Here is a 9,680-nt window from a genome sequence, read left to right as displayed (position 1 = left end):
TGGACGCGAAATGGTCAAATGCGAAATGGTGCGATTGAATGAGGAAATGAGAGAAAAACGTACTTTTCCTGAGAGAGAGAGATTCTTTTGGACAAAAAAGTCGAGAAGACGGTCGACCGCTCGTTCGTATTGTTTTTCGTGATGTTTGTTCCGTACTCGGTAGGTGTTTTTGTCAATATACTTTACCCTCATGTGTACTTGGAAGTGATGTTAAATGCAGTGACCGTCGTTTTGGCTTGTTTATTTTTTGTCTACAAGGCGGATAAGAAAGAAAAGAATGTTTGACACACTCGCAAAAACCGGCCCTTCCGACTTACCGGAAGGGCCGATTTTGCTTTTTTTGAAAACAAAAAAGATTCTTTCTTGAAAGCGAGAAAATTTCGATATAGTAAGGATGATGAAGGACAAAAAAAGAAGGGTGTTGACTTTAAATGAAAACTTCTTTAGTAGATCGCTTAAAAGCTTCTGAAAACGAAATTTTTGGACTCATATACATTGAACGCAAAGGTGCCATTGACTATAGCGTATCTCTTGAAAATTTCGGAGATCGTTTCGCTTTTGTTAAAGATATTAAAATTTCAGGGAATCACAGTGAAAAATACCAAACTTTAATTAAAAAGCGTATTCTCGAAGAGGTCGAAAAAGAGTACGGTTATGTGGGAGACACCATCGAAACCAATGCTGTGTACACCGAATACTCGGATCGAATTTGGTTTTCTCCTGATATCACCGTCATCAAAACTTGCCCTAAAGACACTTGGAAGAAGGTTGCGACAACGCTAGAAGGTGTCGACTTTTTTGTTTCCGGCGATCTCGTCTTTACGTCAAATTCCGTAGAACATTCAAAAAGCGGAATTTACGTCAAAGACGAAGATGGTGTCTATCACACAGCAAGATTTTTAACCGCCTCGGAGTTGGATTCGAGACAAGTACTTTTGTACTCTCTCTCTCCCGAGATGCAACGTACCGCAACGTGACAGGTCACGTCGGGTTGTTCGGGGATTTTCTCTGCCCTACTCAAGAGATTTCTCGACATTTTTCGTTTCTAACGCCGGAAGTTTACTCTTCGACGCCTAACCTTTCTTTGCAGTACGTCGAAACGCGATCCGGTAATCTTTATCTCGTTCACCATTCCCTCGAAGACATCCTGTGGGTGTCAGACTACGAAAACCCGGACATGTCTCAATGGGGCGTCCGAACGCGACCCATTTCTCTCACTAAAGAAGTGTCGTCCGTTTATCCGACGACACGGACTTCAATAATGTCTCCATTCGGGATCGTTCTTTCCAAAGAGAACGCGATTCCAACGTCTCCAAGATTTCTTCTTCGATCTGAAGAAAAGGGGATGTCTACAATTGTTTCGAGGGTTTTAGATAAAAATTTTGCTCGAAGAAATTTTAAATCGAAAGTGACTTATCAAAGCAGTTGCTTTTCTGTGACGAAAAAAACGCTTCTTTTAAAAGAGCGTTTTGCAACATCGGCCTTAAAAGACTCGTTGCTTTCCGATCTGACCGCATTCGTGTGCGACTTTTTTTGTTTGTACGAGTCTTCGGTCTACGAAATGCTCGGGTATTCCCTATTAAAACTTTTAAAGTCTCTACAAAAAGAGTCGAAGTTTTTTGGAATCTTGAAGTCGATCAAAGATGAAACGAGGTATGAGAACGACAAAGAAGCTTTGGTTTCCAAATTGAGCAAATCACAGATGGTGTCTTTCAAATAGTCGTGATCCAAGTTATCAAAGAAACCAGTAAAATCACCGATAATCACGTGACACTCGGGATTGGCCTTTATAAAATCGATAGCCCGCTTCGCAAAATGTATGTTGTTCTTGTGCAAGTTGTCACGATACGCGATCGCAACATCATCAAGGCCGTCAATGTTCACTCGGCGATTATAGTATTGGTTCAGTTTCAACGCATAATACTGATAGATATACCGATCGAGATGTGCCGAGTAGCAGATCTCGCGTTTTTTATCTTTTTTTCCACCAATAGCCTTATTGTATTTATGAAACGAGAGTGTGTAGTGGATGAAAGGATAGAATCCATGACGAGCCACAGCTCTTGGGTTGCTGACGTATTTCCATACTCTGTCGAGCGATACCCTTGAATCAAAGTGTGCATAGTTTCTACCGAACTTGTTTCTAACCTTCCACTCCTGAAGACTCACGAACTCTCCCCCTACAAAAGCGTAATACCCGTCAACATGGGGGGTAGCATCCCTAAGCTGACAGGTATAACTCAACGTGAATTCATTCTGTTGTGGGTCTGAATCCAACTACCCAAGTCTCGCCCTAATAGTTGACTATGTTATGATAGTCAAGGAGAGGAGTTCAATAATCATGGTCTCGTTGTGGATTATTCTGCTCATGTTTACTGGACACACATCAACTGAAACGATATCCTGTTCAGTGATTTCGCTGGATCAGTCAACAACAATCTCCGACCCTTATATCTAAAACATAATGCGACTCTATTATAGCTTTAAAAAACAAAAAGTTCAATCAAATAGACTGGACCATCTCAAAACATCTTGGTCTACAATTGGTGCTGGTTCTGTCGCGTGGGGTGAAATCACAATTATGGATTATTTTTGATTTCATTTCTAGTAGAATACGATTTCACACCCATACTTTGGTACTTGCTTACTCATCAAACTCGAAAGACTGCACCTTCAGCGTCCGGCAGTTCTCCGAAATCGTCCGAACCACTTGCTGTGACAAGCCTTCCGGAGACTTGACGTTCAGTTCGAGCGACACTTCCACATGTGCGCCGTCTACTGATGTAAGATGGCTGATGACTTCCTCCACGAGCCTTTGAACATCTCGCCCAATCCGAGTGGTATCAAGCTGAGCCGACATATAGAAATGCTTATTTTTCGGTGCTTCGGGCTGTTCGTGGGCGGTGGAAAAGCCGCCACCATTATCAATAAACGGGTAAGGCGTACTGCTTGAGCCACCCGCGCTGGCCGTTCCAGTACCATCACCGCTAATTTGCCCTGGTGCTCCCTGTCTACGCTCTGCTTCCTCGGCCATTTGCTTCTGCGCAGCGCTGATTTTCACCAAACATCCCGAACGCTCCACAATGCCGACGTACTGGTTGAACTTCAAATCGATGTAACGTTTGCCATCGAAGCCAGACGCGAATGCGAAATACTCCGTGGAATTCAAGCCTGTGCGGATTGTTTCTTCCAATACGATTTCGCTTGCCAAGCGCGGAAGATAGCAGTAGGTGCACAGATATTCCCAAAGCTTCTTGACTGAGATGTTTTCCGAATCACGCCATAACACATTGTCCAGTTCCATAAGAAGCAACGCAGGCGCCCACTGCGTGATGATAGCCTCGTTCTGAAGCATCTTCTTAGCGGCTTTCAGGACAATGCTCTCGTTTCCGCCACTGATCCGGATGGTATCCCAGACTATGGTCTTCATATCCACGTTCTTGTCGATGTACGGAACGAGAAGCCAGCAATACGCCTCCTTGATCCGTGCATCCACCGTCTCGTTGCTTCGGCGGAGGTTGTTTTCAGTTTCACGGTTCTGCGCCGCGTCAAGGTTCAAATCCTCGCTATCCGCTTTTACCGACTTCCACGCTAGATACCTCCTGACTTCATGCTTTAACGGAACCATCAAGTCTTGGTCTGGTGCGATGAACGCGAGCATATTGCGATAAATGCGAGGAGTGTTCCCACGATTGTTCAAAATGTCCGTAACCGCACCCATCGCACTGTTGAGTTCATTGGTGGCTTTGTACTCGTCTTCAGGGCGTAGAACGATTAGTCTGGCAGACTGATCATCTGGGACGTCGAGTGAGGATGCAGGGCAAACGTGTAAGCCCGCGAATGGCTGCTCTTTCCGCAGCCCACGCAAACGGCTCTCAATCTCGTATTCCACATCGGAAGCCGCGATTTGTGTTGCGCGGTCCTCTACTGTCTTTCGTAGGGTCGGGCGCGTATCGTACCAGAAGCGATCACCGGACGGACTCGTGTACAAATAAGCAAGCGAAGTCTGTAGCGTATTCAGCGCGTCGTTGAAGTTGGCAATGATTTCACCAGGCTGAATTACACCGAGACGAATACGTGAGGCTTCGATGCCGCGCACGTTTTGGTCACGCACGGTCGGCGCACTGCCAAGCATAACGGTTCGAGCCACACGGCGAGCCGCAAGTTTGCTCCCATAGCGAGGGGTAGACTGATCTTTCTGGTACGGTATGGAGTTCTTTCCATCCACCTCACGGTCGACAAGGGAATTCCACCCCTCAGACAGATGACGCGTCAACTCATCGCGCACGTTTGGAACATCTAGCGGAATAGAGCCAGGCATAATCATTAGGCTTGCGTCGTTGCCCATCCAAAGCTCGTGGATAACCGCCGCCATAAGGCGCAGAACTCCTCGAGTCCGCTGAAAACGCTCTAATGTCGCCCAGTCCTCATACAGTCGGTCGAACACCTCGGGATGAATTGGGTAGCAGGAACCCATCCGCTCTTTGTATTCAAGCTCCTTCGACTCGAGAGGGAAATCGCTCTGGTTCTCGGCATACATCTGACTGAACATGGAGATGACTGCGTCACGTGCATCGAGGTTCTTGCAATCAAGAAATAACCTGCGGCGCACAACCTCAAAGCCCTCATTTGCGGCAACGGGCTTCCAAATGGCCTCCATACGCCCAAAGGTATGCTCTATGGTTTCTAGAGCGATTTTGCCTGCTTCTCCGCCGATCTCGATGTCTGATTCGGGAATTGACGCTACAACAAGACTGTTCTTACTTGCCCTCGCCGCCTCGGTAACTTCCTGGATGAACGAAATAAAGTTATCGAAGGTCCCGGCAGGAAGCCCGCTTGCTCCGTATATCTTCTTCGCGTAAGCGACCAGCTCGTCCATCAGCACAAGACACGGAGCGGCAGCGTCAAAGAGATTCTTCAAGGCCTCAGAACCAGGAGAAACACCTTTCTTGTCGGCTTCTTTTACAAAGTCATACAGACTCGGATTACCCGCCGATTCCGCAAGTTGCGCAGCCATCTCCCCCCACAGCGTGTTTATTGTGATGCCCGGCATATTGTTCGGTCGCTTACTTTTGGTAGGGTCGAGAGCAGTACCTACTAGCACCGCGACATTTGTTTTCGGTAACGTCGATATGCCCGCGCGTTGCAATACCGGCTTGATATTCGGTATCTTCTCCACTGATACGCGCCCACGCAGCATATGGTAGAGCGCAAGCATACTGTGTGTCTTGCCGCCGCCGAAAGCGGTTTTCAACTGCACAACTGGCTCGCCGTCTTTACCACAGACGCGGCGAAGAGACTGTTCGAGCAGGCCGGTCATGCCCTCCGTTACGTAGGTACGTGCGAAAAATTCCACGGGATCACGGTACTCATACGCACCCTCGCCTCTTGCAACCTGCGCTAAGTCCGCAGCGAATTCCGCATTCTTATATCGCCCCTGCGCCACGTCTGGGTGCGGTTCGATTACGTCGCGCCAACTGGAAAGACCGCTTATGGGCGTTCTGCTGAGAATACCTACGTTCTTCGGCTTCGCTCCAACAGGCGTAACAGAGACTTCGGTCACCGTAGTGGAACCATTCGCGGAACCGTAGCGCAAGGTGCGCAGCAAGCCACGTATTTCCTCCGCACTTTCGGAGTCCATTTGCTCGGCTAGCCTTGACATCGTATCGAGAGCGCGCCAAGTATCGTCGTCAGAAAAATCTACGCCACCGATATGTGCCAGCTTGTTCCTTACGCCGACTAATTCCTTCGCCCAGGTGCGGTGATCGATGGATAGCTTCTTGCGGAACACTTTCTGCCAGTGCAAATCAAAGAGGAGTAGGCAACGCTGAATATCGAGTGAATCAACCAACGTAGCCCAGTCGCCCGAATTCGGCAAGTTGCGCCTCTGCTCCTCGTAGAGCGTTTCCAAGACAGCGACGTCCCACCATTCCTTCCCAAACTCGTTTCCAAGCTCACGGGCTATGTAGGGCGCAAATGCACCGAGCAGAATTCGGAAGCCTTGAGTGACCTGCGCATGATTGCTTTCCAAAACGTTCCCTCCTGTTACTTGTCCGTTGAGTCAAACAGTGTCGTTTGTTTGCCACACTGCGCCTGCAACTCCGCAGCCTTGGACTGCACGTCCGACCACGCTATGACAAGGGAGTTGTAGGCGTAGGCTTCCCCCGCCCAGCCTTTGCGCTCCGCTATGGTAAATAGCCGATAAGCGAGATTCTTTGCCTGTTCGGTGTTCGAGCCCAACATATCCGCGACAATCTTCGCCGTAGCGACCACACCACCGGTTTCCATTGCGCGGGTCAACTGCTGCGTAAGCAGCCAAACAATCTGTTCATTGCTGTCAGCCTTTTCGGGGATTTCCTCTCGCGTAAGCAGGCGTACCACACCCTTTTGCGCGTAGAGCACGCCGCGCTCCGCAAGTTTCTCCACGGAAGTATTCTTCGCCCGCGCAAGAACGTCAGCTTCGCCAAACTTTATATCGTTAAATGCGTACTGGCTGAACAAGTCCACGCAGAAACGGCTGTCACGGTCAAGTTCGCCGTCCTGTTCAGTGAAGTAAAGGTCGAGTTCCTGGTTGATAATTTGTAAAGCCAGCCGAACGCTCATTGGTGTTCCGTCTGCCTCCAAGACTTTCGAGAAGCGGGAATACACACCCATGCCCGGACCGATCGCTGACTGGGCCAAGTCCACTGGGGCGATGTTCGACGCTTGCAGTTTAACAAGTGCGGGTTTCAGTTCTCGCTTGAGCGCGTTAATGAAATCGCGTCGAGTGCACACCTGCGCGTTAGTCGGACGTTTACGACAGACTAGCACGATAGAGGAGGCGAGGGCGTTGGTGCCACTTCTGGCTAAAGCCCGACCCTCCATTTCTGTTCGAATTGGCCAAGTTCCAGTAATAGTAAATCCTGCATTGATAATTGCGGAAAGCATCGTTTCCCAACCGGTAGATGCTGTCTGCTTGCCATCCTCGCTTTCCTCTGACTCACTTTGTTTAAAAGCATAGTATATTGTTACGGGCACATCCTCTCGTGCGTAAGCATATACTTGCTGAAAGGTGCGCAACATCCCATCCTCAAAAAAGGCCTTAGCTTTTTCTGCACTTCCATCAAAATAAGGTGGACCCCTTTGTCAAGACACGGTTTTTGAGAGTATCGTTAAGTCACCATCTGTCAGTCAAGGAACCGTGGAATACCGCAGCGTAGCAAGGATATGCCGCGAAAGTCCTTGACTGACCGCTACGCTCCCCATCATGAGGTATGGGAAGTAGACGACTGTAAGGGAGTTGCAGTAATGTGATTAAAATTACTGGGTGAAGTGCAGGTGTAATTTTCAATGTGATGAGGTATAATGACCACGGAGGTGGTCACTTTGAAAATGGTGAGTGTCAAAGAATTTCGAGATCACGCGACTCAACACCTAAGAACGTCTGAACCGATTATTGTCATGCGTGGGGCCACGCCTGCTGGCGTTTTCTTGCCTTGGGATGAATCCATGTTACCGCCTGAGATCGTGAAAAAAGCCATGTACGATAGGTTGGTTCACCAACTACAGGAGCAAATGGGACAATTGGATGTATCCGAGGAGGAGGTACTGGCGGATTTTGAAGCCTATCGAAAAGATCGTCATTGATGCAAACGCGCTTCTGTCCATTGTTATTGGTTGCAAGGCAGCGCGTCGGATTGTGTCCCATCCGAATGCTCCAGAACTGTACGTAACACTACAGGCGTATGCCGAAGTGGAAGAATACATCCCTGTTCTGGCCAAGCGAAAAGGATTGAACGAGGAATTATTGTGGTCAATCTGGCGAGTGCTTCCGGTGGAGGCATTGGCTCAACCTATAAATGGTCAAGCCTGGGAGACGGCGTGGGCGTGCTTACATGAGCGTGATTCGGATGATGTGCCCACGCTTGCTCTTGCTTTAGAGCAGGATTGGCCCATTTGGAGCCAAGACAAAGACTTTGAAGAAGCAAAGAATCTTTGCAAAGTGTATCCTACAGCGGAATTATTGAGAATACTGGATGAACTTTAGAAATGAATAATCTGAATCGCAACGGTTGGAATCTATCAAGCCTATGAAATATTTGCGGAAAATATCGGTAGAGTGGTATGATTCGAGCAACTACATAGGACGGATGGAGTCGCCCTAAAACGGCAAAAGCCCGAAACGGTGCTGGAAACACCAATCGGGCCAATCACTCCACCTCAGGCATCCCCCCTGAGGTTTCCGCTATTTGCGCTACTAGCGACATTTTACTGGAGCTATGGCGATATATCAAGCGGAAACACACGGTAACAGACCGATTCTTTGGGACAAGCCTGGGGATCGGTCTTTTTTGTGTCGAAGGGGGTGGAACTGTGTCAGAGAGTACAAGCCTACCAGTGCTTGCAGAGGAACAAGCGTTAGAACACATCTTGCGCCATCACGCCGGGGCCGACGGATGGATCGCACTTTCTAAGCGCGAGGGAGACCGATATCGGCAGTATCATTACCGCGTTGATCAGTTGGCGGAAGTGGTGCCGGAATGGCTCGGAACGGACGTGTATTTCAGTCAGAACACGTTTTATCGACCCGCGCGCAAAATTGAACACATTCGGCAGCTGCGGTCGCTGTATGTGGACGTGGATTGCTATCTGCTGAATAAGGTGGACCCCTTTGTCAAGACACGATTTTTGACTTCATCGTTAACCTAGCCATCTTTCAGTCAAGGAACCGTGGAATACCGCAGCGAAGCGAGGATATGCCGCGAAAGTCCTTGACAGTTCGACTGCCCTGCCATCCTTGTGCTCCAGGAGGAAGACGACTGTAGGGAGTCTTACTCCTTGGCAACCGGTACTGGAGCGGACGGCCGTCACATGGCGTCCATCAGAGACGCGGTCGCGTCGGCAGCACGGTACACGGCATTATGTCCCCAATGATACACACACTCATCTTTTTGCTCGCACAAATTTCAATCTTGGCTATAAAATGATATCAAATGGTGATACTATTCATATATGAATACGCGCCAAGAGCAGACCTTACAGAACGTTTTTGAGGACCCAGTACGTTCGAATATCCTTTGGACGGACATCGAATCATTATTAATGGCTTGTGGAGCCGAGATTTCCGAGGGTAAAGGGTCTCGTATCCGCATTGCTCTAAACGGGGTCAGAGCCGTGTTTCACCGGCCTCACCCACAAAAGGAAACGGATAAGGGGGCTGTAAAGTCCATGCGCCGATTTTTAACGGAAGCGGGAGTGATGCCTAATGATGAATTATAAAGGCTATCTGGCGCGCGTGGAATTTGACGACGAAGCGAATCTTTTTCATGGAGAAGTCATCAACACACGGGATGTCATTACATTCCAAGGCGCATCGGTGGATGAACTTCGACGTGCGTTGGAGGAATCTGTAGAGGATTACCTTGCTTTTTGTGCGGAACGGGGTGAAGAGCCGGAACAGCCGTATTCAGGAAAGTTTATGGTTCGACTTAGTCCAGACCAACACCGACTTGCAGTATTGGCAGCGAAAAAGTCAGGAAAGAGTTTAAATGCTTGGGTTGCTGAACAGATCGGCCGTGAGGCCCAAAATGAACTTGGTTTGGACGGAAATACCTCTTCAGCGTTTTAATCGGAAGTTCACTATACGAAAACAGCCAGAATCGTAGTCCCTGCAAGGGTTTTTAGCTCTTTTGGAACAAGAC

General features: G+C 48.6%; 10 protein-coding genes. 7 read left to right on the top strand and 3 right to left on the bottom strand.

What is annotated here, in order from left to right:
• Positions 1–87 precede the first annotated feature (87 nt).
• Positions 88–285, top strand: coding sequence for a hypothetical protein (locus M4I36_RS11960; protein ID WP_258111978.1), 198 nt, complete (start codon positions 88–90; stop codon positions 283–285).
• Positions 286–431: 146 nt separating this feature from the next.
• Positions 432–977, top strand: coding sequence for a hypothetical protein (locus M4I36_RS11955; protein ID WP_258111977.1), 546 nt, complete (start codon positions 432–434; stop codon positions 975–977).
• 577 nt (positions 978–1,554) lie between these two features.
• On the opposite strand, the gene M4I36_RS11950 is transcribed toward M4I36_RS11955, so the two are convergent.
• From M4I36_RS11950 to M4I36_RS11940, 3 genes are all read right to left on the bottom strand, one after another.
• Entirely contained in the window at positions 1,555–2,169 is a 615-nt protein-coding gene (locus M4I36_RS11950) for an RNA-dependent RNA polymerase family protein (RefSeq protein ID WP_258111976.1), read from the bottom strand.
• 475 nt (positions 2,170–2,644) lie between these two features.
• Positions 2,645–6,031: a DUF499 domain-containing protein gene (locus M4I36_RS11945; RefSeq protein WP_258111975.1), complete on the bottom strand. Its 3,387-nt coding sequence runs from the start codon at positions 6,029–6,031 to the stop codon at positions 2,645–2,647.
• 14 nt (positions 6,032–6,045) lie between these two features.
• Positions 6,046–7,062 (bottom strand): hypothetical protein, encoded by a 1,017-nt coding sequence (locus M4I36_RS11940; RefSeq protein ID WP_258111974.1) that lies wholly within the window; start codon positions 7,060–7,062, stop codon positions 6,046–6,048.
• Positions 7,063–7,344: 282 nt separating this feature from the next.
• Here M4I36_RS11940 and M4I36_RS11935 point away from each other — a divergent pair, with 282 nt between their 5' ends.
• The 5 genes from M4I36_RS11935 to M4I36_RS11915 all read left to right on the top strand — a co-directional run bounded on the left by M4I36_RS11935 (position 7,345) and on the right by M4I36_RS11915 (position 9,607).
• The gene (locus tag M4I36_RS11935) at positions 7,345–7,626 is read left to right on the top strand and encodes a hypothetical protein (RefSeq protein WP_258111973.1); all 282 of its coding nucleotides are present in this window, start codon (positions 7,345–7,347) and stop codon (positions 7,624–7,626) included.
• The gene (locus M4I36_RS11930) at positions 7,598–8,026 is read left to right on the top strand and encodes a PIN domain-containing protein (protein WP_258111972.1); all 429 of its coding nucleotides are present in this window, start codon (positions 7,598–7,600) and stop codon (positions 8,024–8,026) included. The genes M4I36_RS11935 and M4I36_RS11930 overlap by 29 nt, the downstream gene beginning before the upstream one ends.
• A gap of 326 nt (positions 8,027–8,352) precedes the next feature.
• Positions 8,353–8,688, top strand: coding sequence for a hypothetical protein (locus M4I36_RS11925; RefSeq protein WP_258111971.1), 336 nt, complete (start codon positions 8,353–8,355; stop codon positions 8,686–8,688).
• A gap of 303 nt (positions 8,689–8,991) precedes the next feature.
• Positions 8,992–9,258, top strand: coding sequence for a type II toxin-antitoxin system HicA family toxin (locus tag M4I36_RS11920; RefSeq protein WP_258111970.1), 267 nt, complete (start codon positions 8,992–8,994; stop codon positions 9,256–9,258).
• Positions 9,245–9,607, top strand: coding sequence for a type II toxin-antitoxin system HicB family antitoxin (locus M4I36_RS11915; protein ID WP_258111969.1), 363 nt, complete (start codon positions 9,245–9,247; stop codon positions 9,605–9,607). The genes M4I36_RS11920 and M4I36_RS11915 overlap by 14 nt, the downstream gene beginning before the upstream one ends.
• Positions 9,608–9,680: the final 73 nt, after the last annotated feature.

The sequence above is a fragment of the Alicyclobacillus sp. SP_1 genome (assembly GCF_024706985.1).
Lineage (GTDB): Bacteria > Bacillota > Bacilli > Alicyclobacillales > Alicyclobacillaceae > Alicyclobacillus_I.
The sequence above is the reverse complement of the archived record's forward strand: the minus strand, read 5'-3'. Positions and strand labels throughout refer to the sequence as shown.

Excerpts from the sequence above, each read along its gene's own strand:
- M4I36_RS11935 (WP_258111973.1), top strand. The coding sequence starts at position 7,345 with ATGACCACGGAGGTGGTCACTTTGAAAATGGTGAGTGTCAAAGAATTT.
- M4I36_RS11955 (WP_258111977.1), top strand. The coding sequence starts at position 432 with ATGAAAACTTCTTTAGTAGATCGCTTAAAAGCTTCTGAAAACGAAATT.
- M4I36_RS11915 (WP_258111969.1), top strand. The coding sequence starts at position 9,245 with ATGATGAATTATAAAGGCTATCTGGCGCGCGTGGAATTTGACGACGAA.
- M4I36_RS11940 (WP_258111974.1), bottom strand. The coding sequence starts at position 7,062 with ATGTTGCGCACCTTTCAGCAAGTATATGCTTACGCACGAGAGGATGTG.
- M4I36_RS11920 (WP_258111970.1), top strand. The coding sequence starts at position 8,992 with ATGAATACGCGCCAAGAGCAGACCTTACAGAACGTTTTTGAGGACCCA.